The following is a 25,156-nucleotide window of genomic DNA, read 5'->3' on the forward strand; positions in this document are numbered from 1 at the left end:
CGGGCGGGTTGTCCCCGGGGTTCAGCGGCGGACCAGGTAGTACTCCTCGTCGCGGGCCACCCGGTCGAGGACCTCGGGCCGGCCGGAGGCGGCCGCGATGTCCTTCATCCAGCCGAAGACCTCGTCGGCCTGGATCAGCGCCTCGAAGTGACGCTTGGTCAGGACGGCCATCACGTCGCGGTAGTTGTCGAGGTCGATCAGCCCGGCGAGGCCCAGCAGGGCGTCCCGCTCCGCGGGGCGCAGCGGCCGCCGCGGGGCGATGTTCCCGGCCGGGACGCCCGGCCGGTGCGCGGCCGGCGCAGTGAGCACCTCGTCGATGCTTCCGGCGATGAAGTCGCAGGTCAGATGGATACGGTCGATGTCCCAGAAGGACGCGGCGGTATGTGTGCGGGTGGCGTCGAGGAACCACATCTCGCCGGCCCGCATATGGAAGACGGTGTCGCCCTGGGAGCTGAAGCACCGCTCGGAGGTGCGCAGCGGCACATGGATGCGGATCATGTCCTGATCCAGCTCCAGGTAGTCGCGGTGCGGCACCATCACGCAGCCCGGCGGCAGCACGAGCAGCCGGGCGAACTTCAGGTGCTCGGTGCGGAAGAGACCGGTGATCAGCTCGTTCACATAGGGCAGCAGCCGGCCGTGCTCGGTCGGCCGGGCGCCGCCCGGGTAGTCGCCGAGCAGGGCCTCGCCCAGCACCCCGGTGGCGTTCCAGAGCATGGTGTTGCGCAGCGGGGCGAAGGCGAAGTCGCTGTAGGAGGAGGCGTACGGAAGCCGGTCCATCACTTCCAGGTCGGCGGCGAGCCGCTCGGTGTCCAGCGGCACCGTGGCGAGGCGGCGGGTGCGTTCGGCGCCCGGTGCCTTGCCGGCCGTGGTGTCGGTCATCAGGATCTCCCTGGGTGTACGGGACGGGTGGGGGCGGCCTGCGGCCCCCTTACGCGGCGTCCGGCAGGCAGTCCGCGAAGGAGGCCAGGGAGCGGGACCAGTGCGCGGCGTACTCGACGCTCAGCCGCACGAAGTCGTCGGCCTCCGCGGCGGAGGTGACCAGACTGGTCATGCCGGTCTCGTCGGCGCTCACCTGGGCGGCGTGCACGGTCTCGGCGCGGATGTGGGAGTCCACCCAGTCCAGGGCGCCGTCCTGGCGGAACAGCGCGCCGTCCACGGCCTGCACCTTGCCGTACATCCGCCGGAACGCCACCGCGATGTCCAGCGCGATGGTCTCCACGATGCGCAACTGCACAGCGGCGCCCAGCGGTTCGGCGGCGAGGCGGTCCATGTCGGCCAGCAGGTCGGTCACCGCGGGCGGCAGCTGGGCGGCCCGCTCGCGTACCTCGGCCGGCACCAGCGCCGCCACCGGGGCGAGAACCGTGTCCTGCCACCAGACGTAGTGGATGCCGGCCGGGCCCTTGGGCGCCACGGCGCTGAACTCCGGCGCCGCGTTGGCGAGATCGTCGCCGATCACCTGGTACACGGTCTGGAAGGCGCCGAGCAGCACCGGGGAGGGGGCGTCCTGGGCGTTGAGCCGGCCGGCCAGCACACCGAGGCCGGAGAGTGTGGTGAACATGAAGCCCTTGGTCATCGCCCGCCAGCGGTGGGCCACCGCAAGGGCTCCCTCGTGGCTCACCGTCCCGGCGCGGCGGGCCGCGCCGAAGAACGGGTTGTCGGCACGCCTGAGGCCTGCCTCGTCGATCGCGGCCTCCACGCGCGCGTCCAGTTCCGCCTGCTCCGCGGCGGACAGCGCGGCAGGGGGCAGGGCAAGGGTCGTCATGGTGCCTCCCGGCAGGTAGGTCGTGAGAGCGCGACGCCGGCGAGGGTCTCGCCCGGCGCCGCCGTCGATCCGTACCGCCGGCCCGTGTGCACCGGGCTGAGTTCCAGCTCTCCGAGCTGGCTCATTCCCACTCCTGGCTCATGCCGGTACGAACTGTCACCAGGTGAACGAGCCTAGGAGAACGGCCGTTGAATTCGACTGCTCAACTTCGCAGTCGAACACCTTGGGCGACTGCGTGCAGCCTTTGTGGAGAACCGCCCCTGGTTTGGGTGACGCGACGTGCCGGGAGCCGCCCCGTACGTTCGGTAAGAACCGCACTCGAATGATTTCCGCAGGGAGCTTGGGTGGGTACCAAGAATATCGATGACGTCTATGAGCTTTCCCCGCTGCAACAGGGGATGTTGCTCCACAGCCTGCATGACGGCGCCGCCGACATGTACCTCAGTCAGCACACCTACACCGTCGACGGGCCCTTCGACCTCGACATTCTGGTGCTCGCCTGGCGGTCCATGGTGGAGGCGCATCCCTCGTTGCGCACCTCCTTCCACTGGGACGGCGGCATCGAGAAGCCGCTGCAGGTGGTGCACCACGAGGTGGAGCTGCCCGTGCACCGGCACGACTGGACGGACCGGGACGAGGAGCGCCAGGACAAGGAGCTGGAGCGGCTGCGGTCCGAGGACCGGTCGGTGGGGTTCGTCCCCGCCGAGGCGCCGCTGCAGCGGCTGCACCTGATCCGGCGCGGCGCACAGCGGCACACCCTGATCTGGACCTACCACCACCTGCTGCTGGACGGCTGGTCGGTGCCGGTCTTCATGAACGAGCTGATGACCCACTACCGGTCACTGGCTCTGGGCACGCCCCCGCCGCCGCCGGCCCCGCCCTACCGCAGCTACATCGCCTGGCTGCAGCGCCAGAACCTCCAGGAGGCCCGGGACTTCTGGGTCCGGACGCTGGCGGACGTCCGCCCCAGCCCGCTGCTCGGGCTGGCACCCGCGGACCCGCAGCGCGGGACCGGCGAGGTGGAGCGGCGCACCGTGGAACTGCCGCCGGAGGTCTCCCGCGGGCTGCGGGACACGGCGGCACGTCACCAGGTGACGCTGAGCACGGTGGTGCAGGCCTGCTGGTCGGTGGTCCTGCAGCGGCTCACCGGGCGGAGCGAGATCACCTTCGGCTGTGTCAGCTCCGGCCGGCCCCCGGAACTGCCGCAGGTGGACCGGATCGTGGGGTCGTTCGCCAACACCCTGCCGCTGTCCCTCTCGGTACCCGAGGGGGGCGCCCTCGGCCCCTGGCTGCGCGAGCTGCAGGGCAGGTACGCGGAGATGCGCCGGTACGAGTACACCCCGCTCGGCGACATCAGGAAGTGGAGCGGCGCGACCGGCCGGGCGCTCTTCGAGAGCCTGCTGGTGCTGGAGAACTACTCGCTGGCCGTCGACTCCGAGTCGGGCCAGGAGCTCTCCTTCCGCACCCACGAGCTCTTCGACAAGATCGACATCCCGCTGACGCTGACCCTCGCCCCCGACCCGGTCAACAAGCTGGAGCTGCTCATCCACCGCGAGCGGTTCGCGCCGGGGTTCGTCGACGACGTGCTCGCCTGTCTCTTCCGCGTGTTCGACGCCGTCGTCACCGGTACGGAGATCTCTTCGGTCGTGCAGGCCGCGGGCCCCCGCCCCGACGCCCTGGCCGGCGCCGTGTCCGGCGAGCGGCCGGCCGAGGCGGCACCACGCGAGCCGGAGGCACCCGCCGGCCCGCTGGAGGAGTCGATAGCCGCGGTGTTCGAGGACGTCCTCGGCATCACCGGCGTCGACGCCCTGGCGAGCTTCTTCGACCTGGGCGGCAACTCCTTCGACGCGGTACGCGCCGTCAACCGCATCGCGCGCTCCGGGCTCGGCATGCTGGCCGCCCACCCGAGCGTCCGCGCGCTGGCCGGGGCGCTCCGGTCCGGCGAACAGCCCGCCGGTCTCGTCCGCCGCCTCACCTCCGGTGCCCAGGCACCCGCCCACACCCTGGTCTGTGTCCCGTACGGCGGTGGCAGCGCGATCAGCTACCAGCCGCTGGCCCGCGCCCTGCCCCCCGGCATCGAACTGCTCGCGGTGTCGATTCCCGGTCACGAGCCGGGCGGTGCCGAGGAGTTGCGGCCGCTGCAGGAGGTGGCCCGGCAGTGCGCCGACGCCGTCCTGGAGTCCGTCGAGGGCGCGGTCTCGGTGTACGGCCACTCGGCGGGCACGCCCCTGGCCGTCGAGGTGGTACGGCTGCTGGAGGCTGCCGGGCGGCCGGTCACCCGGCTGTTCGTCGGGGCCTCCTACCCGTTCTACGACGGCGGGCGGATCGGCCGGGTCCTGCTGCGCCGGATGGAGAGCACCGACGCCGTGGCCCAGGAGCTGCGCGAGCTACGGGAGGCCGCCGGCTTCGACGGCGAACTCAGCGAGGAGGAGCTGGAGTTCGTGACGCGCGCGGCCCACCACGACATCGCCGTCGGTCGCGAGTACTTCTCCCGGGTGTGGCCGAAGAACGGGGCGACCGCTCCGCTCACCGCGCCGATCACGTTCATCGCGGGCACCGAGGACCCGGGCACCCCGCGGTACCGGCAGCGGTACGCGGAGTGGGCGCGGTTCGGATCCGCCGTCGGGATCGAGACCGTGCCCGGCGCCGGGCACTACTTCCACCAGCAACGGCCGGAGGACCTCGCCGGGATCCTCCGGCGCGTGCTCGACCACCCAGCAAAGCGGTGAACCGGACACCATGCAGCCATCAGCGTCGGGATTTCGAGCCTTCGTGGTGCTGTGGACGGGCCAGTTCGTGTCACTGGTCGCCTCCGCCGTCACCAGTTTCGCCCTGGGGGTCTACTGCTACCTGCAGTCCGACTCGGTGACGACACTGGCCGTCCTCTACGCACTGCCCTTCGTCCCGTTCCTGATCGTCTCGCCGGTCGCCGGCCCCCTGGTGGACCGCTGGGGGGCCAGGCGGGCGATGCTGGTCAGCAACGGCGGCTGCATGCTCGTCGCCCTGCTCATGACGGTGCTGCTGTGGACGGACACCTTCGCGGTCTGGCAGGTGTACTTCATCGTCCTGGTCACGGCCTCGCTCAGAGCGCTGGACCTGCCCGCCTTCGAAGCGGCGCTGCCACTGCTGGTGCCGCAGGAACAGCTGGGCCGGGCCACCGGGCTGCGGATGCTGGCCACCGGAGTCAGTGCCGTGGTGGGTCCGTTGCTCGCCGGGGCCCTGCTGCTGGCCGTCGAGATCGAGGGCATCGTCGCGCTGGACTGCGCGTCCTTCCTGCTCGCGATCGTCACCCTCGCCCTGGTGCGCATCCCGCGGCTGCCGCTGCAGGAGACCGCCACCGGCGGGGTCCCAGCCTCGGTACTGCAGGACGCCCGCGAGGGCTTTCGGTATCTGCGGGCCCGGCCCGGGCTGCTGTCCCTCGCCGTGCTGCTGGGGGTGATGAGCTTCGGCGTCGGCTTCGGCGAACTGGTGCTGCCGCCGCTCGTGCTCGCCTTCGGCGCACCGGGCGATCTCGGCCTGGTGATGTCCGTCGGCGCCCTCGGCATGGTGGTGGTCAGCGGGGTGATCAGCGTCTGGACCTGGCCCCGGCCCAAGCAGCGGGTCGGCGGTCTGGTGGCATCACTGTTCGTGTTCGCGGCGTCGATCGTGCTGGCGTCGCTGCGGCCCAGTCTGCCGCTGCTGACCGTGGCGGTCTTCCTGTTCATGGGGTCCGCGACCCTGATCGTCGGGATCGTCCAGACCGTCTGGCAGGTCAAGGTGGAGCCCCGGATGCTGGGCCGTACGGTGGCGTTGCGCAATGCCATCGCGCTGACCCCGCAGCTGGTCGGCAACCTGCTGGCGGGCGTGGTCTGTGAGTACGTGGCCGTGCCGCTGGTCGGCGCCGAGCGGGTGCGCTCGGATCTGGTGGCCCTGCTCGTCGGCGAGGGCGCGGGCCGCGGCTACGCGCTGGCGCTGACGGCGCTCGGCGTGGTGACGGCGCTCGGGGTGGCCCTGGTCGTCCGCTCGCCGCGGCTGCGCCGGCTGGACGAGGAACTCCCGGACGTGCCCGTGCGGGAGTGGGACGACGCCGGGGCGGCCACCTCCAGGTGACGGCAGGAGGACCCTGAGGGGGCGGACGTGATGTCCGCCCCCTCAGGGCTGTGCGTGCGCGGTCCGCCGGTCAGGAGGACGGGCCCGCGCGCAGGACGGCGAGCAGTTCGGCCGGTGCGTCGAGGAACCGGTGGTGCGGGCCGGGGAAGACCTCGAAGGCGGTGTCGGCGCACCGCGCCCAGCCGGTCATCCGCTCCGGCGGGACGTCGGTGTCCTCGGCCCAGCCGATCGCGGTGACCGGGCAGTCCAGCCGGGCGGGTTCCGGCACGACGTAGCGCCGGCACACCTCGACGTCGGTTCGCAGCACCTTGGTGTAGAGGGCGACGAGTTCGGGATGCGGCTGGTTGCCGGCCGCCCGGATGGTCTCGGACAGCTCCTGCGCCAGTTCGGTGTCGTCCATGCCGAGCATGCGTCCGACCGGTCCGTCCTGCGGGGCGACCTGACCGGAGACGAACAGCCGCTCAGGCATCGGCAGGCCCGCCCGGCCGAGCTGGACGGCCGCCTCGTAGACGGCGAGTCCGGACCAGCAGTGTCCGAACAGCGCGTACGGCAGGTCGAGGAAGGGGCGCAGACCCTCGATGAGGGCCGCGGCGAGTTCCTGGAAGGTGTCCGGCATCGGGTCGCCGTACCGGGTGAGCCGGCCCGGCAGTTCGACGGGCAGGAACTCGACGCCTGCCCGCCGTTCGGGCCAGCCGTCGAAGATGTTGGCGCCGCAGCCCGCGTGCGGGACGAGGAAGACCCGCCCGCTCGCGTCGGCGGACGGCGGGCGGTGCAGCCAAGGGGTCGGGGTGTGGGTGGGCAGGGTCATCGGCAAACTCCCGGTGAATCCATCAGGACCGCTCCTGGCGCAGCGGCGGGTGAGGGCCGGCGGCCGCGGCGGGGCCACCGGTCGGGTCCGTGGTCTTTGTGGCGGAGCCACCGGAGAGGTCTTCGGCCTTGGCGGCGGCCTCGCCCGCCGTCCGGTCTTGGGCGGCCAGGTCCTGGCGCACCCGCTCAGGCGGGTAGACGAAGCGCAGCACGACGCCCGCCATGGCCGTGGTGATCAGTGCCATGACGACCATGAGGGAGTAGAGCCGCCGGTCGAGCACACCGACCTGCAGCCCCACGGTCAGCACGATCAGCTCGGTGAGCCCACGGGTGTTGATGAGCACGCCGAGCACCACCGAGTGCCGGGGCCGTACCCCGATCGCCCGGGCGCTGAGGAAGGCTCCGCCGAACTTGCCCCCGATCGCGACCAGCAGGATCAGCCCGAGCTCTGCGCAGGCGGTCGCGTTCATCGACGACAGGTCCACGTTGAGTCCGGCGATCATGAAGAAGACCGGCAGCAGCACCGCCGCGCTCATCCGCTCCACCAGCGGCAGCGCCCTGCGGCGCAGCTGCGGGGCCCCGGTGCGGGGCAGCACGGCGCCGAACAGGAAGGCTCCGAAGATCAGGTGCAGGCCGAGCCGGTCGGTCACGGTGGCCGACAGCCACAGTCCGGCCGGCACGGCGATCAGCACGGCGGCGCCGGCCGCACGGCCGCCGGCCGCCGCCGCCCGCCGCTCGGCCAGCCGTGCCAGCAGCGGCCTGACCACCCACAGCATCACGGCCGCGTAGGGCAGCGCGAGGACCACCAGCCAGGGGTTGGCGGCTCCGCCGGCCAGAGCCGCCACCGCGGCCAGCAGCGACCAGGCCAGGACGTCGTCGATCGCGGCGACGGCGAGCGCGACCCCGCCGATCGGGGTCCGTATCAGGCCCTTGTCCGTGAGGATCCGCGCCAGCACCGGGAACGCCGTCACCGACATCGCGGTGCCGAGGAACAGCACGAACGCGAGCTCGTGCGAGGCCGGATGGTCACCGAGCAGATACAGCGCCAGCAGCGCTCCCAGTCCGAAGGGCAGCGCGGTGGAGCTCAGCGACACCGTGACCGCGAGCCGGCCCTGCCCGGTCAGCAGACCGCGGTCGAGGCCGAGTCCGACCAGGAACATGAACACGCAGACGCCGACGTCGGCGACGAACTTCAGCGAGGGACGCACCTCGGCGGGGAACAGCGCCTGGGTCAACTCGCCGTGGAAGAGGGTGGGTCCGAGCAGGATCCCGCCGATGATCTCGCCGATCACGGCGGGCTGTCCCAGCCGCCGGGCAGCGGCGCCGAGCAGTCGGGCCAGTGTGACGATCACCGCCAGATCGAGTATCAGCCGACCGGCCGTGGACAGTGTCATCCGGTGCTCCTTCGCGGTGGGCCTCCGCGGCCCGGCCGCGCGTTCCGAAGGCGGGAGTCGCCGCCGAGCGGGACGCGGAAACAGGGATTCAGGGAAGTCCACCGCGGCCGGACCGGAGCGGGCCGCCTGGTGCATCGACGACGGATGAAGGGCGAACCGCCCTGTCCGGCCGCGGTGTTCGCCACCATGAGGTGCCGGTGGACGTCGTGGCGGTGCCCGGTTGCGCGAGCAGTTCCGCCGGTCCTCGACGTTAGGCCCACACCGCGCGCCGATGGAGTCACCCGAATCGGCGACGTACCTCCGAAGCCCAGGTGACATGGGGTGACAGGGGGTCCACAGAACCAGGGACACCGGCACGCCTTGATTCCGTCACGGCGGCCTTCGTTTACTTCGGTCGCGACAGCCACTGCCGTAGGAGCGCCTGTGAACCGTCACCAACGCGCCGCCGTCTGCACCGTCGCCGCACCCGAGCCGGCCCCCGTCGAGCTGCGTACGGCAGCCGCTGCCCGGCCGGCTCCGGCCACCGACGAGCCGGCCGCCGCCCCGCCCGAGTGCATCGGGCCCATCACCGTCCCCGCCACGACGATGAACTCCCTGCGCGCGCTGGCAAAGGACGCCGGCGGTGACGAGTTCACCGCGCTCGCCCAGGGCGCGGCCGTGCTCACCGCCCTGCTGTCACGGCCCGGTGCCCCGCTGCGCGGCCGGGTGATGCAGGGGACCCGGGAGCGCAGCACCGGCCCGGTCGATCCGGCCACCGACTTCCGCTCGCTGCTGGGGAGCGCCCACGAGGAGCCCGCCGAAGGCCCGGTCCATGTCACCCTGTTGGTCTCGGAGAACACCCGGCGGCTGTACGTGGAGAGCACGGCCGCCTCCGCGGACGCGCCGACCGTCCAGTGCTGGGCACGGACGTACCTGCGGCTGCTGGCCCTGCTGGCGGAGCGGCCGGACGAGCCGGTGGGCTCGCATCCGCTGGTCGACGACGAGGAGCGGGAGCGGATCCTGACCGGTCTCAACCCGTACCGGGACCCGGAGCTCCGTTTCCGCAGCATGATCGAGCCGTTCGAGCAGCAGGTGGCCCGCACCCCCGACGCGGTGGCGCTGGTCGACGAGTCCGGCACCACCCTGACCTACCGGGAACTCAACGAGCGGGCGAACCGGCTGGCGCACTTCCTGCGCGCCGGCGGCGCCGCCCCCGGCGTCCGGATCGGGGTCTGCCTGGAGCGGGGCATCCCCCTGGTCGTGGCGATCTACGCGGCGGTCAAGGCGGGCGCCACCTACGTGCCGCTGGACGCCCAACTGCCCGACGCCCGGCTCGCCCTCATGATCGAAGAGTCCGCGCCGACCCACGTGCTGACGGACCCGGCCTGCCGCGACCGGATCCCGGCAGGCGACTGGCGGGTGGTGGACGTCGAGTCGCAGGACGCCCTGTGGGCCGGGTACGACACCACGGATCCCGTCTCCGGTACCGTCCCCGCCGACCTCTTCAACATCCTGTACACCTCCGGGTCGACGGGCCGGCCGAAGGGCGTGGCCTATCCGACCGACGGAGCGCTGGCGCACATCGACTGGATGCAGCGCCAGTACCCGTTCGGGCCGGGCGACTCGGCCCTGTTCAAGACCTCCCCCGGCTTCGACGTGTCCATCTGGGAGATCTTCTGGCCGCTGTGGCACGGTGCCCGGCTGGTGGTGTGCCGTCCCGACAGCCACGGCGACGCCCGGCACCTCGCCCGGCTGGTCGAGGAACACCGCATCACGACACTGTTCCTCGTGCCGACCGTGATGTCGCCGTTCCTGGAGCACGTGGACCCGGCACGGGCGACCGCGCTGCGCTGGGCCCTGTGCGGCGGCGAGCCCGTCACCCCGCGGGTCCGGGACCGGTTCTACGCGACCCTGCCCGCCACCACCCTGGTGAACGTCTGCGGGCCCACCGAGGCGGGCACGGTCGTCGACATGCCCATCAAGCCGAACCCCGGCGCGCGTGTCCCGCTGGGCCGTCCCGAGAGCCACTTCCGGATGCTCGTGCTGGACACACGGCTGCGACCGGTCCCCGTCGGCATGCCCGGCGAGGCCTATGTCGCCGGCCGGACCGGACTGGCCCAGGGGTACTGGCGCTCCCCGGGCCGCACCGCGGAACGCTTCGTGCCCGACCCGTACGGCCCGCCCGGATCCCGCATGTACCGCACCGGCGACCTGTGCCGGTACGACGACGACGGGGTGCTGGAGCATCTGGGCCGGATCGACCGGCAGGTGAAGATCCACGGGCTGCGGATCGAACTCGGCGAGATCGAGGTGGTGCTCGCGGAGCACCCGGCCGTCGAGGACTGCGCCGTCGTACCGCACGGGGAACCCGCCCGGCTGCTCGCGTTCGTGGTGCCCGCCGAGGGCCGGGACCCGGAGCAGCTGGACACCGCGGCGATCCTCGCCCGCACGGCGGCCCAGCTGCCCCAGCACATGCGGCCCGAACGGATCGTCCCGGTGCCGGCGATCCCCGCGACCGTCAACGGCAAGCTCGACGCCGACGCGCTGCTGGGGCACGTCCCGGACCGTCCGATCGAACCGCCGGCCGACGAGGTGGAAGCGGTCCTGGCGGGCCTCTACAGCCGGCTGCTGGGCACCGCGCCGGTCAGCGTGCTGGACAACTTCACCCAGCTCGGCGGCCATTCGATGCTCGCCTTCCAGCTGCTCGACGCGTGCGAGCGGGAACTGCCGGCGAAGCCCGACGTCACCGCCCTGCTCACGGGAACCCTCCGGGAGGCGGCGGAGTCGATCCGCCAGGCCGCCGCGGCCGGCTGACCCGCACCGCACAGCACAGCACCCGGCTGCGGACCTGGTCCGGAGCCGGGTGCTGTGCTGTGGTGGCGGGCCGCGGGGCCGGGCCGGCTAGAAGTCGATCCGCATCACGGTGCGCCGGAGCGTGGGCCGGGTGACCTCCCGCAGACCCGCCTCCTCGAAGACCTGCCGGGCGCCCACATGGAGTTCCCCCCAGGTGACCTGCCGGCCGGGCTGGGTGGTCATCGGATACGCCTCCAGGGCGCGGGCCCCGCGGTCCCGGGCGAAGACGACGGCGGCCCGGGCGAGCGGGTAGGTCAGCCCTCTGCCCCGGTAGCCCTTGCGGACGACGAAACAGGTCGCCGCCCAGACCTCGTCGTCGTCTTTGTCCTGGTCCCGGCCCGCCCACACCACACGCGAGGTGCGCAGCTTGGGATAGGCGGTCCGGGGCTGGACGGCGACCCAGCCGACGGGCTCGCCGTCGGCGTACGCCACCAGCCCGGAGGTGTCGGAGGCGTCCGGGACACCGCAGGACGTCTGGGCCTCCAGACGCTCCGTCCGCTCCTGCTGGGTGGTGTCGCGCCAGATCCAGCCGGTCACCTTGAACCGCTGGCACTGGCAACGGCCGGCCTCGGTGGTGCCGAAGACGGCGGCGATGTCGTCCCAGGCGGCCTCGTTGGCCGGGACGATGGTCAACTCGTCCGGAGAGAAAGGCGCTTGGCCGGTCATCGTGAGCTCCTCAGTCCCGGGGCGGGTCCTCGCCGACCAGACCGTCCACGGACTCGCGGATCAGATCGGCGTGCCCGGTGTGCCGCGCGTACTCCTCGATCATGGTGATCACGGCGTAGCGCAGGTTCGGGGACTGGCCCCGCCGGTTCACGAAGGCCCCCACGTGGTCGAGGCCGCCCTGATCGAGCGCCTCGGCGACCGACGCCCGGGACCGCCCCACCGCGGCCCGCCAGAGCGCGAGCAGTTCCTCGGGGGAGTCGTCGGCGGCCGTGCGCCACTCCCAGTCCGGGTCGGAATCCCAGTCGACGGTGTCCCACGGTGCACCCGGCTCCCGGGCGTGCAGCAGTCTGAGGAAGTGGGTGTCCTCCACACAGGCCATGTGCTTGACCAGCCCGCCCAGCGTCATCGTGGAGGGGCCGAGCGTCGCGTTCATGCCGGCCGCGTCCAGGCCGGAGCACTTCCATTCCAGGAGGGTGCGCATGCGCTCCAGCGTGCCCAGCAGCGCCGCGGCCTCATCGCCCGCGAGCGGGGTGTCCGCCAGGACCGGAGCATCGGAATTTGTCATGCCTGCGGAATCTACCAGGGCCCTTTCACCCCGGCCGGGCCCCTGATTCAGGTGACTCCCGCCTGTTCCGGCGGCTCCCTAACGTGCCTTTTGTACTCAGGACTCTCGTTCACATCGTAGAAAGACGGCCCGACCGTGGTCTTGATTCATTCGGAGCCCGAGTTGGACGCGGCCACTGCCGATCTCCTGCCTCATGTGGTGAGGCTCGGCCCCGATCTCTGGGGCGCCTCCTTCAAACTGATGAAGATGGTGCCGGCCCACCACATCGTCAACACGGCCCTGGAAACAGGCGAGATAGGACCCGACACCGTCGTCGTCGAGTCCACGAGCGGCACCTACGGGCTGGCCCTGGCGGTGAAGGCCGCCCTCATCGGCCGCCGGCTGGTGCTGGTCACCGACCCCGCGATGGACGACCGGCTGTGCCGTCGGGTGGCGGACCTCGGCGCCACCGTCGAGATGTGCCGGACGCCGTCCGCGCTCGGCGAGTACCAGACGGTACGGCTGGCCCGGCTCGCCAAGGTCCGCGAGCGGTTCCCGGACCACTTCTGGCCACGCCAGTACGACAACCCCCTCAACCCGGCGTCGTACTCGATCGTCGCCGAGCACCTGCACCGGCGGCTCGGCGCCGTCGACGCGCTGATCGGCCCGGTGGGCTCGGGCGGGTCCATGTGCGGGACCGCGGCCGGGCTGCGCCTGCACCACCCCGGACTGCGAGCCGTCGGTGTGGACACCCCCGGCAGCGTGCTGTTCGGGCAGCCGGACCAGGTGCGCGAGCTGCGCGGCCTCGGCAACAGCGTGCTGCCCGGCATCCTCGACCACACCTCCTTCGACGAGGTGCACTGGTGCCCGGCCGGCGAGGCCTACCGCCAGACCCGCCGGCTGCACCGCGCCAACGGCCTCTTCCACGGCCCCACCTCCGGCGCCGCCGTGGCGGTGGCCCGCTGGTGGTCGGCCCGCAACCCGGGCGTCCGGGCCGTGGTGATGCTCCCGGACCAGGGCGACCGCTATCTCGACACGGTCTACGACGACAGCTGGCTGGACGCCGATCCCGTGCGCCGGGCCGACGGCGAACCGCGCGAGGTGAACCGGCCGGCCGGCGAGTCCTCGTGGACCTGGATGCGCTGGAACAGGCGCCGGCTGTCCGATGTCGCCGCCCCGCCGGGGCCCCGGCCGTGAACCGGACGCCGTCCGTGAGCACGGGACGCATCAAGGGTGCTCTCTCGCACAAGGCCCAGCGGCTCTACTACGGCCTGCCGGACGACCCGTCCGACCTGGCGGCGCTGCGGCTGATCAGCCGGGTCGACCGGGCCCACGTGGTGATGCTCGCCGAGCAGCGCATCATCCCGCCGGACCGGGCCGCCCGGCTGCTGCGCACGGTGTCCCGCGTCGAGGAGGAGGGCTTCGCCGCCGTCCTCTCCCGGCCCCGCCCGCGCGGCCTGTACCTGGCGTACGAGCAGGCGCTGAGCGAACTGTGCGGCTCCGAGACCGGAGGGCTGCTGCACACCGGCCGCTCCCGCAACGACCTGAACGCCACCACCACCCTGCTGGCCCTGCGCCGGCAGGGCATCGACCTGCTGGCCGGCGGATGCCGGCTGCTGACCACGCTGCTCGCCGCGGCCGGGAAGCACCTGGACGCGGTCATGGCGATCCACACGCACTACCAGCCCGCGATGCCGATCACCTACGGCTACTACCTCACGGGGGTGGCACTGGCGCTCCACCGTGACCTGGAACGCATAGCGCACGCGGTGGAGTCGATCCGGCGCTGCCCGCTCGGCGCGCACGCGGTGGCCGGCACCGACCTGGCGCTGAACACCGCGCGGACCGCGGCCCTTCTGGGCTTCGAGTCGGGCCCCCTGCACGCCGTCGACGCGATCGCCTCCCGGGACATCGCGCTGGACACCCTGGCCAACGCCGCGAACCTCGGTGTGACGGTGTCCCGCCTCGCCACCGACCTGCAGCTGTGGAGCACCTCCGAGCTGGGCTATCTGGACTTTCCGGACTGGCTGGTGGGCAGCTCCTCGGCCATGCCGCAGAAACGGAACGCGTTCCTGCTGGAATATCTCAAGGCCCGCCCCAGCCGGGTGGTGGGCGCCTGGGTCACGGCGGTCACCGCCAGCAAGTCGGTGCCGTTCACCAACTCCATCGAAGTGGGCACCGAGGCGATGGCCCCCGTCGAGACGGCCCTGCGCACCACCGACGACATCCTGGCGATGGCCGCCCTGGTGGTGTCCGGGGCCCGGCCCCGGGTGGACACCGCCTGGTCGGCCGCCGGCCAGGGCTTCGTCGACGCCACGGTCCTGGCCAACGAACTGGTCGGGCGCGGGGTGCCGTTCCGCGAGGCCCACGAACGGATCGGGGCGGCGGTGCTGGGAGCCATCGAGAACGGCGCCGGCTGGCCGCCGGAGGGACTGAGCCGGCCGGACCTGCGCGAGGTCGCGGACCGCGCCCGGTACGGCGGCGGCCCGGGCAGCCGGGAGGCGTCGCTCGCCGCGGCCCGGGAGCTCCGCCACGAGCTGCACCGGACTCTGGAGCGGATCCGCACCACCGAACGACTGGCCGCCGAACGGCTGCACCGGGCGAGTGAGGAACTCATCCATGGCTGAACTGCTGGTGTTCGTCGAGAGCAACACCACGGGCACCGGGCGGCTGTTCGCCGAGCGCGCCCGGGAACTGGGCCTGGTCCCGCACATGATCTGCGCGGACCCCGCCCGCTACCCCTATCTGAGCGAGCTGGACGTCCCCCACCACCGCTGCGCCACCGGCGATCCGGCCGCGGTGCTCGAACAGTGCCGGCGGCTGACCCGTGCGCACCGCATCGCGGGGGTGACCTCCAGCTCCGAGTACTCTGTCGGCACCGCCGCCACCGCGGCCCGGGCCCTCGGGCTGCCCGGACCGGACCCCGGGACACTGACGGCGGCCCGTGACAAGGCGGTCCAACGCCGGCGGTTCGCCGAACAGGGCGTGCCCTCCCCCGCGTTCCGTACGGCCGGGTCGCCGCGGGAGGCGGCGAAGGCCGCCGCCGAGCTGGGCCTGCCGGTCGTGGTCAAACCCCCGGGCCGGTCCGGGTCCCTCGGTGTACGGCGCTGCGACACCCTGGAGGCCGTCGCCGCGCACACCGCCCTGCTGCTCGCCACCACCGCGGACGAACGCGGCAACCCGCTGCCGGCTTCCGTGCTGGTCGAGACCTACCTGGACGGTCCCGAGTTCTCGGTGGAGATGTTCGACGGCGAGGTACGGGCCGTCGTCGGCAAGCACCTCGACCAGGCCCGCGGCTTCCTGGAGACCGGCCACGACGTGCCGGCGCCCGTCGACGACGCGACCCGTGCCCTGCTCTGCGACAGCGCCCGGGCCGCCCTGGCCGCACTCCGGCTGGGCTGGGGCGCCGCCCATGTCGAACTGCGCCTGGCGGGCGGCCGGGCCCAGGTGGTGGAGGTCAACCCGCGGCTGGCCGGCGGGATGATCCCGCAGGCCGTCCTGGCGGCCACCGGTCAGGACCTGATCACGGAACTGATGGCCCTGACCGCCGGACGTGTCCCGGCCCGCGCCCCGGCCCGCGCGGGCTGCGCGGCGATCCGGTTCGTGGTGCCCGGCGCCGACGGCGAGGTGCGCACCCTGCCGGACGTCGCGGCGGCCCGGCGGCTGCCCGGTGTGGTGGACGCGGCCGTCACGGCCCGGCCCGGGCAGCGCATCACCCGGCAGGGCACTTTCCTCGACCGGCTCGGCCACGTCGTGGCCGTCGGTGAGACGCCCCGGCAGGCGGCCGACCGCGCCGAACAGGCCGTACGGACACTGTCCGTCGGCATCAGCTCCGACGACCCGGGAGAGGCCCGCACATGACCACGTCGGCATCCGGCACCACGGTGTTGGAGGTGTCCGGGCCGGAGGCGCTGTCCTGCGGAGTCCGGGAACTGCTGGAGCCGTCGGGCGCGGTGGTCGTCCGCGGGGCGGGCGTCGACGGCGCCGACGCGCTGGCCGAGCTGGCCGACGGACTGGGGCTGGCCGCCCTGGACCAGCTGGAGCCGTTCGCCGCCCGGCAGCCGCTGGGCCGCGGGGTCTGGTCCCAGCCGGCCTGGCCCGGTACCTCCCCCATGTGCATGCACCATGAACTGGGCTGGCAGCGCCAGCCACCGCCGTTCCTGCTCGTCGCCTGTCTGCGGACGGCGGACTCGGGAGGGGCCACCGGCGTTGCCGACGGACGCGCGGTTCTGCCCCTGCTGCCGGACCGGATGACCGAACGGGCCGGCCGCAACGGCTGGACCCTGGTGCGGAGGTACACCGGCGGGCTGATCGGCATGTCCTGGCAGGACGCCTTCCCCGGGCTCGACGCCGCCGCGGTGGAGGCGTACGCGGCCGCCGAGGGCGTGGAGCTGACGTGGGACGACCGGGGTCTGGTCACCCGGCGCACCCGGCCGGCGATCCGGTCCACCGCACCGGACGGCCCACTCGCCTGGTCCAATCTGCTGGCGTTCTGCAGCGAGTGGACCATGGACCCACCGGTCCGCGACTACCTCGTCACCGCCCTCGGCCGGCCGGGGCTGCCGTTCGAGACGTGCTACGGCGACGGCGAGCCGTTCACCAAGGCCGACGTGGACACGGTGAACGCCGCGTACGACCGTGCCGCGGCCCGGATCCACTGGCAGGCCGGGGACGTACTGCTCCTGGACAACATCCGCACCGCCCACAGCATGGAACCCGCCACCGGCGACCGCAGGACGGCGGTCCTGCACGCCGGCCCGGCATCCGCCGGCCGACCCTGAAGGGGCCACCGATGTCCGCCCTGACCCAGATATCGCGCCGGCCCGCCCCGGAGCCGACCCGGCCCCGGCGCCGGTCCCGGACGCCCGCCTGGATCATGCTGGCGCTCCTGCTGCTCACGGGCGTCGCTGCCGTCCTGCCCCTCGACCCGTCTTCCGCCCGGTCCGGTTCGGCGCCGGCGACCCGGTTCTCGGCTCAGCGCGCCCTCACCGCCCTGGACGGCATAGCCACCGAGCCGCACCCGAGCGGCTCGCCGGCCCAGGCGAAGGTCCGCGCCTATCTCCTCGGCCGGCTCCGGGACGCCGGGACGTCGCCCCGCGAGCTGGCCCGGGTCGCCGGCCGGACCTCGGCGGGCGTCACCTCGGCCGGGCGGGTCACCGACATCTACGCCACCGTCCCCGGCACCCGGCCCACCGGCACGGTACTGCTGGTGGCCCACTACGACTCGGTCCCGACCGGCCCCGGCGCCTCGGACGACGGCTCCAACGTCGCCGCCGTGCTGGAGATCCTCCGGGTGCTGCGCAGCGGCCCCCGCCCGCGCAACGACATCGGCATCCTGCTCACCGACGGCGAGGAACAGGGGCTGCTGGGCGCACAGGCCTTCGTCGACTCGGGCGTCGCGGGCGATCCACGGCGCGTGGTCGCGGTCAACCTGGAGGCACGCGGGACCTCGGGGCCGGCGGTGCTGTTCCAGACCGTGGGCGGCGGACTCGCGCCCGCCGTACGGGCATCCGGTGCGTACACCACCTCGCTCGCCGACGAGATCTTCGGCATGCTGCCCAACGACACCGACCTCACCGCGCTCGGCGAGGCCGGCGTGCGCGGCCTGAACTTCGCGTTCTTCCAGGGCGCCCCGGACTACCACACCCCGCACGACTCCATCGACCACGTCAGCGGGGCCAGCGTGCAGAGCATGGGCGACGCCGCGCTCGGCGCCGTCCGGCAGCTGGCCGGGGCCGACCTGACCGCGGGCCGGAGCAGGACCACCTATTTCGCGGTGTTCGGGACCGTGCTGTCGTACCCGGAACGACTGGTCCTGCCGCTCGCCTGCCTGGCCGGGCTGTGCTGGGTGCTGCTGCTGTGGCGGGGACGCCGCCGGGGGCTCTGCGCGCGCGGCACCGCCCGGACGGCCGCGACCCTGCCGCTGGCCCTGCTGGCCGCGGCGGCGGCCGGCTTCGGCGGCTGGTGGGTGCTGAGCCTGCTCCGCCCGGAGTTCGCGCTCACCGCGGGTGCCGTCTACCGGCCGGGCCGCTATCTGCTCGGGGAATCGCTGCTGCTTCTGGTGGCCCTGACCGGCTGGTACCGCCTGCTGCGCCGGCGGGTGTCGGCCCTCGACGTCGCCATGGGCGTGCTCGGCTGGTTCTGGGCGCTGGGCGCGCTGTGCGCGGTACTGCTGCCCGGCGGCAGCTATCTGTTCACCTGGCCCGCGCTGATCGGGACGGCCGCGGTCGCCGCGGCCGTCCGGCTGACGGACGAGGACTCCTGCTGGCGTACGGCGGCGGCCGCGGCGGCGGCCGTACCGGCGATGGCGCTCGTGCTGCCGCTGACCATCCTGCTGCTGCCCGCCCTGGGCCTGTCCCTGACGGTCGCTCCGCTGGTCCTGGCGGCGCTGCTGGGGGCGCTGGCGCTCACCCTGTTCGAACCGCTGCCGTCCCGCCGGGCGCTGACCGCGGCGATGGCGGCGCTCGCCGTCCTCGCGGTGGGCACGGTCGGGGTCGGCAGCGCCCTCGACGGCTACAGCGGCCGGCAGCCGCGTGCGGTCAGCCTCGGCTATGTCCTGGACGCGGACACCAAACACGCCACCTGGGTCAGCGAGGGCGGCCCGGAACAGCCCGTCGTCGGCCGCCTCCTGACGGACGGCCGGGTGTCCCTCGGCGACCGGATACCGCTGCTGCGCGGACTGGACCTGTACGGCGGGACGGCACGGGCGGCCGCGCTGGAGGCGCCGCGCACCGAGCGGGTCTCCGCCACCGAGCGGGACGGGGTGCGGACCGTGCGGGCCCGGCTGCGGGTACCGGCAGGCACCCACCAGATCGTGCTCTACGCCGACACCGCCCGTGCCCGGATCGCCGGCGCCGACCTGGACGGCGCCCGGGCCGCGGGCGGCCGCAACCTCCCGGCCGCGGACGGCGACTGGCGCTGGACGGCGACCTACGCGGCACCGGCCCCGGGCGGCGTGGACCTGACCGTCCGCTTCCGCGGCGCGGGAGCGCTGCGCCTGCGGGTGGTGGCCGTCTCGGCCGGCCTGCCCGCCGGGGCCGGGGCGCCCGCCCTCCCCTCCGACGTGAGCTGGGCGGGATGGCCGTCGGTCGCCGGGCAGACCCTGGTGGTGCGCACCCTCACGCTCTGACCGGGGTGCCGCTGTCACGTCAAGAAGGGACTGCCCGGTGCCGTCCGCGCGGGGCCACGCTTCGTCCATGGACTCCGAAAACCAGTCATCCGCCGCTCTCGCGGAGACCGGTGGCGCGCATCAGGCCGCCGGCAGCAGATCCGCCCCCGAGCGCCGCCGCCCCGGGCGCGGGCAGACCGTCGCACTGGTCCTGCTCTCGCTCGCGGTGACCGGGATCCTCGTCTCCGTCTGGTCGCGGTACATCACCTTCGACTCCGCCAGGAGCAGGCTCTCCCCCGCGGAGCATCCTCTCTTCTTCCCCATCCTGATGATCCACATCGTCGGCTCGACGGTGGCGATCATCACCTGCGTCCTGCAGGTGTGGCCCTCGCTGCGCCGGCGCAGGCCCCACATCCACCGGATCTCCGGCCGCCTGTACGTCTTCGCCGGCATCTACCCGGCCGCGGTGAGCGCGCTGGTGCTCACCTTCGTCTGGCCGTACGCCCCGTTGAACGCCTTCAGCGACACCCTCACGTCGGTCCTGTGGCTGTCCACCACCACCTACGGATTCGTACTGGCCCGGCAGGGGCGGACCGCCGACCACCGCCGCTGGATGCTGCGCAGCTTCGCCCTGACCATGAGCGTCATCAGCAACACGATCCTCATCATCCCGATCGGCTGGTTCGTCAAGCCGCTGCTCCACTCGCACTTCGCCGGGAACGAGGACGTGATGTTCCAGGTGTGGTCCGGCCTCGACGTGTGGCTGGGCTGGACGGTCGCCCTGCTCCTGGTCGAGTGGTGGCTGGAGCGCGAACAGCTGCGCCGCTCCGCGCGGCGGGCCGCGGCACGCAAGGCGCGCGCGTACGACGGCGGTGAGCGCACCGACGGCGTGACCGTGGCCGAGGTGCCCGGGTGACGCGGCCTCGGCCGGCGGACGGAACGGAGGCCGGGTCCCCTGCGGGGCCCGGCCTCTTCTCGTACGTTCTCACTCCCCTGCTTCGAACTCCTCCAGCAGCCCGGCCAGCGGGTCCTGCGCCGCCTGCGCGACGATCCGGTCGACGAGTTTGTGCAGCGGGAAGTCCTCCAGGAAGACCGTGATGGGCGCCTCGATGCCGTGTTCGTCCCGGATCCGGCCGACCAGGGTGACGGCCGCCAGCGAGTCGCCGCCCGCCTCGAAGTAGGTGCGGCCGAAATCCTGCGGTCCGTCCAGGCCCAGCGTCTCGACGAGCATGCGGGCGAGCGCCGCCTCAAGAGCGCCGGCCGGCCGCTTCGGCGAGGTGTCCGGCTCCGGCCGTGCCGGGCCGGAGGCGTCCCCGTCCGGTCCGGTGGTCCGGTGCAGCGCTCCCAGTGCCTCCCCGGAGAACACCCGGGCCGGCCGGGCGGTACGGCGGCCGACGCCGGGGCGGGGCTGCGGGGCCTCCTCCAGCACGACGTGCACGTTGGTGCCGCCGATGCCGACGGAGCTGACGCCCGCCAGGCGGGGCCCGCCTTCCTGGACGGTCCACGGCTCGGCGGCGGTGGGCAGCCGGAACGGCGTGTCCGCCATGCCGAGTTCCGGATGCGGCCGGGTGACCCCCGCGCTGGGCACGAGCGTCCGCCGCTGCAGCATCAGCACCGTCTTGACCAGGGCCGCCACGCCCGCGGCGGCGTCCAGGTGACCGATGTTGGCCTTCACCGAGCCGAGCGCGATCCGGCCGGTGCCCGCCGCCGCGAACGCCGCGGCGGCCGCGGCGAGTTCCACCCGGTCCCCCAGCTTCGTGCCGGTGCCGTGCGCCTCCAGGTACTGGGCCCGGGCGGGGTCGAGGCCGGCGGCCGCCCACGCCTCGGTGATGGCGGCCGTCTGGCCCGCCACCCCCGGAGCGGTGAAACCCACCTTCCCGGCGCCGTCGTTGGTGACGGCCGAACCACGGATCACGGCACGCACCGGGTCCCCGTCGGCCAGCGCGTCCTCCAGCCGCCGCAGGACCACCAGGCCCACGCCGTTGCCCGGCACCGTGCCCGCCGCCTCCGGCGCGAACGGCAGACAGCGACCGTCCGGCGAGAAGATCCCGCCCTTGCGGTACAGATATCCGCGCGGGCGTACCGCGTCCAGGGCCACCCCGCCGGCCAGTGCCGTGTCGCATTCGCCGAGCAGCAGTGCCTGGACGGCGAGATGGACGGCGGTCAGGGACGTGGAGCAGGCCGTCTGCACACCGATGCTCGGGCCGTCCAGGCCGAGCCGGTAGGAGATCCAGGGGGCCAGGAACTCCCGGTCGGTGAGGATCCGGACCTGCAGTTCGCCCAGTGTGGCCGCCAGCCGTTCGTCGTCGTGCGCGGCGAGCATGTGCTCGGTGAGGCCGCCGCCCGCGTAGACGCCGGTCCGGGCCGGCGGGGTGCGCGGGTCGTGGCCCGCGTCCTGCAGGGCCGACCAGGCCGTCTGCAACAGCAGCCGGTGCTGCGGGTCGAGGGCCGCCGCCTCGGAACGGTTGAACCCGAAGTGCCGGAAGTCGAAGCGGTCGGCGTCCGGAAGCCAGCCCTTGGTACGTACGTACTCGGGGCGGCGCAGTTCGTCGCCCGGCACTTCGGCGGCGAGCAGCTCGTCCTTGTCGAAGTCGGTGAGTGTGCGACGGCCGTCGCGCAGGGCGCCCCAGTACCGGTCGAGGTCGGGGGCACCGGGGAAGCGGCCGCTCACACCGGTGATCGCAACGGCGTCGGCGCCGTGGGTGGGGTCATCGGTCATGGCGTGGTGTCCCTCCGGTTCGGGTGGTCCGGCGGGCATGTGCGCCCGCCGTCCGGGTGCGCCGGGCCCGGCCGCGCCGGGCCGCCTCGGTGGTGGCCACCGGTGCGGGCCCGGTGCCGGCCCGGTCGAGATGGGCGGCCAGGGAGGCGACGGTCGGGTGCCGGAACAGGTCGACGAGCACCAGAGCCTGATCCGCTCCGTCCGCGCGCAGTGCGCCCAGGACGGCAAGCAGCCGTACGGAGTTGCCGCCGGCGTCGAAGAAGTTCTCGTGGGCGCCGATCCGGTCGTGGCCCAGGACGCGGGCCCACACGGCGGCCACCCGGCGCTCCGTCGGCGTGGCGGGCGCCGTGCCGGGCGTCGCCGGCCGTTCGTCGAGGCCGGCCGGATCGGGCAGCCGGGCGCGGTCGATCTTCCCGGAGCGGTTGACGGGCATGGTGTCGAGCCGGACGAACCGCTCGGGCACCATGTAGCCGGGCAGCCGGTCCAGCAGGTGAGCCCGCAGTTCGCCGCCGTCCGGGCCATCGGCGTCGACGGCCACGACGTAGGCGACCAGATGCCGGTCGGTCACCGGGCCGCACACCGCCGCGGCCGCGATCGCGACCCCGGGATGAGCGGCCAGCGCACTCTCGATCTCGCCGAGTTCGATACGGAAACCGCGCACCTTGACCTGTGCGTCGGTCCGCCCGAGATAGGACAGCACCCCGTCGGCGTCCCGGCGGCCGAGGTCACCGGTCCGGTACATCCGGGCGCCGGGCGGCCCGTACGGATCCGGCACGAACCGCTCCGCCGTCATGCCGGGCCGGCCCGCGTAGCCCCGGCCGAGAGAGGCCCCGGCCACATAGACCTCGCCGGTGGCGCCGGTCGGCACCGGCCGCAGCCGGGTGTCCAGCACGTGGACCCGGGCCCCCGGCACCGGGCGGCCGATCACCACCGGCTCACCGGGCCGGAGTTCGGCGAGCGTGGCGTAGACGGCCGCCTCGCTGGGCCCGTACGCGTCCAGCACCCGGCGGCCCGGCGCCGCCCAGCGCTCGACCAGCTCGGCGGGGACCGCCTCGCCGCCGAACGCGACCGTCCGCAGGTCGGGCAGGCCGAGGCCGCCGTCGTACGGCACCGACAGGGCGGCCGACGGCGGCAGGAAGACGTAGCCGATCCGGGAGTCGCGCAACCGGGCGAGCAGGTCCTCGCCGAGTCGCTCCTGCGCCGCCGCCACGTGCAGCTCGGCGCCCGCGGTCCAGGCGAAGAAGAGGTCCGACACGGCCACGTCGAAGCCGAAGTTGACGTACTGCAGCACCCGGTCCCCCGGGCCCACCGCAAAGGCCGGGCCCACCGCGAGGCACAGGTTGGCGAGCGCACGGTGCTCGACGGCCACGCCCTTGGGGGTGCCGGTGGAGCCGGACGTGTACAGGACGTACGCCAGATCGGACGGGCCGGGCCGATGGGCCGTTGCGGACTCCGCCGCCGGGCAGTCCGTGCCGTCGCAGTCCTCCGCACGGTCCACGCGCAGTACGGGGATCCCTAGTTCCGCGGCCGTCCCGGCCGTCCCGGCGGATGCCAGCAGCAGGCGGGCGCCCGAGTCCTGGACCATGTACGACAGCCGGGCGGTGGGGTGCCCCGGGTCCAGCGGCACGTACGCCCCGCCGGCCCGCAGCACGGCGAGCGCCGCCACTCCCATCTCCGCGGACCGGGGCAGCAGCAGCGCCACCGGCACCTCGGGACGCACCCCGGCCGCACGCAGCCGCCGGGCCAGGGTGTCGGCCCGTGCCAGCAGTTCCCGGTAGGTGAGCACGGTCTCGCCGCACACCAGCGCCGGGGCGTCGGGACGGGCGGCGGCCTGCCGGGCCACCAGGTCGGGGACGAGTGCCCAGGGCGCGGCCTGCGCGGTGCGGTCGGCGGCGCGCAGGACGCCCGCGAGCTCCTCGCCGGAGAGCAGGGCGGCCGCGTCGACGGGGGCGTCGGGCGCGGCCAGCAGACCGTCCAGCAGGGTGCGGAAGTTGTCCGCCCAACAGCGCACCGTGTCCGGGTCGAAGACGTCGCTGGAGTAGATGAACTGCGCGACCAGCTCCTCGCCCCAGCGTTCCACGTACAGCAGCAGATCGAACTTGGCGACCGGCAGCTGCAGCGGAATCCGGCGTACCTGCGCACCGGGCAGGTCGAGGACCATCTCGGTGTCGTCGTCGTAGGCGAACATCACCTGGACCAGCGGCTCCTGGCCGGGTACCCGCTCGGGGGCGACGGCGTCCACGACGGCCTCGAAGGGCGCGTCCTGGTATGCCTGGCCGGCCAGCAGCCGGGCCCGCACCCGGCCGATCAACCCGGTGTAGGTCACCTGTGCGGACAGGTCGGCCCGCACCGCGAGGGTGTTGGTGAGCATGCCCACCATGTCCTGCAGTTCGGGGCGGTCACGGCCGGACACGGGAACGCCGATGACCAGATCGGTGCGGCCGGACAGCCGGCCGAGGAAGGCCGCGAAGGCCGCGAACAGTGCCATGAACGGGGTGCCGCCGGATTGCCGTGCCACCTGGGACAGCCGGTTGCGCAGCTCCGGCGGGAGCACGAACTGCTCGACTCCGCCGTCGACCGTGCGGGCGGGCGGCGGCAGCCGGTCCGCGGGCGGCGCCGAGGTGGCCGGGGCGCCGCGCAGGGTGTCCGCCCAGTGCGCCACGGCCGCGGCGTACTCCCCGGTGGCCAGCCGTTCGCGCTGCCAGCCGGCGAGGTCGGGGTACTGCAGCTGCGGTCCGGGCGGCACCCAGGGCGCGCCGGCGGCGTGGGCGGCGTAGGCGGCGGACAGTTCACGCAGCATCAGTTGCAGCGACCAGCCGTCGCAGACGATGTGGTGGGCGACGAGCAGGATGTGGTGGGTGCCGTCCGCCGCCTTGTACACCGTGCACCGCAGCAGCGGCCCGGTGGCGGTGTCGAAGGGCCGGGCGGCGTCCGCGAGCATGCGCTCGCGGACCTCGGCGGCCGCTGCCCCCGCCTCGAAACGCACCGCCGCCCGCGCCTCGGCGGCGACCAGCTGCACGGGTTCGCCGTCCGCCCCCGGCCCAAAGACGGTCCGCAGCGACTCGTGCCGGTCAACGAGCGAGTCCAGGGCCCGGGTGAGAGCGGCCGGGTCGAAGGGGCCGCGCACCCGGAATGCGGCGGGCACGTTGTACTGCGCGGTACCGGGGAACAGCCGGTCCAGGACCAGTAGCCGGGCCTGTGTCGGCGACACGGGGAACTCGTAGATCACTTCCGT

General features: G+C 73.5%; 18 protein-coding genes. 9 read left to right on the forward strand and 9 right to left on the reverse strand.

Features of this window, described 5'->3' with window-relative positions; translation table 11 throughout:
• Window positions 1–21: 21 nt before the first annotated feature.
• The 3 genes from ACIRR9_RS45795 to ACIRR9_RS45805 are packed head-to-tail and all read right to left on the reverse strand — an operon-like array spanning window position 22 to window position 1,887.
• A complete protein-coding gene (locus ACIRR9_RS45795) occupies window positions 22–879 on the reverse strand; it encodes an aspartyl/asparaginyl beta-hydroxylase domain-containing protein (RefSeq protein ID WP_403764998.1) in 858 nt (285 codons plus the stop codon).
• A gap of 49 nt (window positions 880–928) precedes the next feature.
• On the reverse strand, window positions 929–1,762 hold the full coding sequence (locus ACIRR9_RS45800; RefSeq protein ID WP_365345282.1) for a DUF6202 family protein: 834 nt from the start codon (window positions 1,760–1,762) through the stop codon (window positions 929–931).
• Complete coding sequence (locus ACIRR9_RS45805; RefSeq protein WP_365345284.1) at window positions 1,759–1,887, reverse strand: hypothetical protein; 129 nt, start codon at window positions 1,885–1,887, stop codon at window positions 1,759–1,761. Before ACIRR9_RS45805 ends, ACIRR9_RS45800 begins: the two co-directional genes overlap by 4 nt.
• A gap of 219 nt (window positions 1,888–2,106) precedes the next feature.
• Here ACIRR9_RS45805 and ACIRR9_RS45810 point away from each other — a divergent pair, with 219 nt between their 5' ends.
• Together ACIRR9_RS45810 and ACIRR9_RS45815 are read left to right on the forward strand one after the other, a co-directional pair.
• Entirely contained in the window at window positions 2,107–4,491 is a 2,385-nt protein-coding gene (locus tag ACIRR9_RS45810; protein ID WP_403765001.1) for an alpha/beta fold hydrolase, read from the forward strand.
• Window positions 4,492–4,501: 10 nt separating this feature from the next.
• Window positions 4,502–5,851 carry an MFS transporter gene (locus ACIRR9_RS45815; RefSeq protein WP_403765003.1) on the forward strand — a complete coding sequence of 450 codons (1,350 nt, stop codon included), beginning with the start codon at window positions 4,502–4,504 and terminating at the stop codon, window positions 5,849–5,851.
• Window positions 5,852–5,921: 70 nt separating this feature from the next.
• Here ACIRR9_RS45815 and ACIRR9_RS45820 read toward each other — a convergent pair whose 3' ends face one another.
• On the reverse strand, window positions 5,922–6,659 hold the full coding sequence (locus ACIRR9_RS45820) for a thioesterase II family protein (RefSeq protein WP_403765005.1): 738 nt from the start codon (window positions 6,657–6,659) through the stop codon (window positions 5,922–5,924).
• Window positions 6,660–6,681: 22 nt separating this feature from the next.
• Complete coding sequence (locus ACIRR9_RS45825) at window positions 6,682–8,052, reverse strand: cation:proton antiporter (protein ID WP_403765007.1); 1,371 nt, start codon at window positions 8,050–8,052, stop codon at window positions 6,682–6,684.
• A 423-nt stretch (window positions 8,053–8,475) separates the two neighbouring features.
• On the opposite strand from ACIRR9_RS45825, the gene ACIRR9_RS45830 reads away from it, so the two are divergent.
• Window positions 8,476–10,845 (forward strand): amino acid adenylation domain-containing protein, encoded by a 2,370-nt coding sequence (locus ACIRR9_RS45830; RefSeq protein ID WP_403765009.1) that lies wholly within the window; start codon window positions 8,476–8,478, stop codon window positions 10,843–10,845.
• Between the two features lie 87 nt (window positions 10,846–10,932).
• Here the strand turns inward: ACIRR9_RS45830 and ACIRR9_RS45835 are convergent, their stop codons facing one another.
• Both ACIRR9_RS45835 and ACIRR9_RS45840 read right to left on the reverse strand, forming a co-directional pair.
• Entirely contained in the window at window positions 10,933–11,550 is a 618-nt protein-coding gene (locus ACIRR9_RS45835) for a GNAT family N-acetyltransferase (RefSeq protein WP_403765011.1), read from the reverse strand.
• Between the two features lie 10 nt (window positions 11,551–11,560).
• Complete coding sequence (locus ACIRR9_RS45840) at window positions 11,561–12,115, reverse strand: DinB family protein (RefSeq protein WP_403765013.1); 555 nt, start codon at window positions 12,113–12,115, stop codon at window positions 11,561–11,563.
• A 162-nt stretch (window positions 12,116–12,277) separates the two neighbouring features.
• Here ACIRR9_RS45840 and ACIRR9_RS45845 point away from each other — a divergent pair, with 162 nt between their 5' ends.
• The 6 genes from ACIRR9_RS45845 to ACIRR9_RS45870 all read left to right on the forward strand — a co-directional run bounded on the left by ACIRR9_RS45845 (window position 12,278) and on the right by ACIRR9_RS45870 (window position 20,118).
• On the forward strand, window positions 12,278–13,291 hold the full coding sequence (locus ACIRR9_RS45845) for a cysteine synthase family protein (RefSeq protein WP_403765015.1): 1,014 nt from the start codon (window positions 12,278–12,280) through the stop codon (window positions 13,289–13,291).
• A 14-nt stretch (window positions 13,292–13,305) separates the two neighbouring features.
• Entirely contained in the window at window positions 13,306–14,721 is a 1,416-nt protein-coding gene (locus ACIRR9_RS45850; protein WP_365345303.1) for an argininosuccinate lyase, read from the forward strand.
• The gene (locus ACIRR9_RS45855) at window positions 14,714–15,955 is read left to right on the forward strand and encodes an ATP-grasp domain-containing protein (protein WP_403765017.1); all 1,242 of its coding nucleotides are present in this window, start codon (window positions 14,714–14,716) and stop codon (window positions 15,953–15,955) included. Before ACIRR9_RS45850 ends, ACIRR9_RS45855 begins: the two co-directional genes overlap by 8 nt.
• Window positions 15,952–16,875, forward strand: coding sequence for a TauD/TfdA family dioxygenase (locus tag ACIRR9_RS45860; protein ID WP_403765019.1), 924 nt, complete (start codon window positions 15,952–15,954; stop codon window positions 16,873–16,875). The genes ACIRR9_RS45855 and ACIRR9_RS45860 overlap by 4 nt, the downstream gene beginning before the upstream one ends.
• A gap of 11 nt (window positions 16,876–16,886) precedes the next feature.
• On the forward strand, window positions 16,887–19,223 hold the full coding sequence (locus ACIRR9_RS45865; protein ID WP_403765021.1) for a M20/M25/M40 family metallo-hydrolase: 2,337 nt from the start codon (window positions 16,887–16,889) through the stop codon (window positions 19,221–19,223).
• Window positions 19,224–19,290: 67 nt separating this feature from the next.
• Complete coding sequence (locus ACIRR9_RS45870) at window positions 19,291–20,118, forward strand: DUF2306 domain-containing protein (RefSeq protein WP_403765023.1); 828 nt, start codon at window positions 19,291–19,293, stop codon at window positions 20,116–20,118.
• A gap of 69 nt (window positions 20,119–20,187) precedes the next feature.
• Here ACIRR9_RS45870 and ACIRR9_RS45875 read toward each other — a convergent pair whose 3' ends face one another.
• Together ACIRR9_RS45875 and ACIRR9_RS45880 are read right to left on the reverse strand one after the other, a co-directional pair.
• Complete coding sequence (locus tag ACIRR9_RS45875) at window positions 20,188–21,921, reverse strand: beta-ketoacyl synthase N-terminal-like domain-containing protein (RefSeq protein WP_403765025.1); 1,734 nt, start codon at window positions 21,919–21,921, stop codon at window positions 20,188–20,190.
• Window positions 21,911–25,150, reverse strand: coding sequence for an amino acid adenylation domain-containing protein (locus tag ACIRR9_RS45880; protein ID WP_403765026.1), 3,240 nt, complete (start codon window positions 25,148–25,150; stop codon window positions 21,911–21,913). Before ACIRR9_RS45880 ends, ACIRR9_RS45875 begins: the two co-directional genes overlap by 11 nt.
• Window positions 25,151–25,156: the final 6 nt, after the last annotated feature.

This window comes from Streptomyces sp. NPDC101234, from assembly GCF_044767525.1.
In the GTDB taxonomy this organism is placed as follows: domain Bacteria; phylum Actinomycetota; class Actinomycetes; order Streptomycetales; family Streptomycetaceae; genus Streptomyces; species Streptomyces sasae.

Coding starts and splice junctions, on each gene's coding strand:
- ACIRR9_RS45800 (WP_365345282.1), bottom strand. CDS start 1,762: ATGACGACCCTTGCCCTGCCCCCTGCCGCGCTGTCCGCCGCGGAGCAG.
- ACIRR9_RS45820 (WP_403765005.1), bottom strand. CDS start 6,659: ATGACCCTGCCCACCCACACCCCGACCCCTTGGCTGCACCGCCCGCCG.
- ACIRR9_RS45805 (WP_365345284.1), bottom strand. CDS start 1,887: ATGAGCCAGCTCGGAGAGCTGGAACTCAGCCCGGTGCACACGGGCCGG.
- ACIRR9_RS45855 (WP_403765017.1), top strand. CDS start 14,714: ATGGCTGAACTGCTGGTGTTCGTCGAGAGCAACACCACGGGCACCGGG.
- ACIRR9_RS45825 (WP_403765007.1), bottom strand. CDS start 8,052: ATGACACTGTCCACGGCCGGTCGGCTGATACTCGATCTGGCGGTGATC.
- ACIRR9_RS45835 (WP_403765011.1), bottom strand. CDS start 11,550: ATGACCGGCCAAGCGCCTTTCTCTCCGGACGAGTTGACCATCGTCCCG.
- ACIRR9_RS45865 (WP_403765021.1), top strand. CDS start 16,887: ATGTCCGCCCTGACCCAGATATCGCGCCGGCCCGCCCCGGAGCCGACC.
- ACIRR9_RS45860 (WP_403765019.1), top strand. CDS start 15,952: ATGACCACGTCGGCATCCGGCACCACGGTGTTGGAGGTGTCCGGGCCG.
- ACIRR9_RS45840 (WP_403765013.1), bottom strand. CDS start 12,115: ATGACAAATTCCGATGCTCCGGTCCTGGCGGACACCCCGCTCGCGGGC.
- ACIRR9_RS45795 (WP_403764998.1), bottom strand. CDS start 879: ATGACCGACACCACGGCCGGCAAGGCACCGGGCGCCGAACGCACCCGC.
- ACIRR9_RS45875 (WP_403765025.1), bottom strand. CDS start 21,921: ATGACCGATGACCCCACCCACGGCGCCGACGCCGTTGCGATCACCGGT.
- ACIRR9_RS45870 (WP_403765023.1), top strand. CDS start 19,291: ATGGACTCCGAAAACCAGTCATCCGCCGCTCTCGCGGAGACCGGTGGC.
- ACIRR9_RS45815 (WP_403765003.1), top strand. CDS start 4,502: ATGCAGCCATCAGCGTCGGGATTTCGAGCCTTCGTGGTGCTGTGGACG.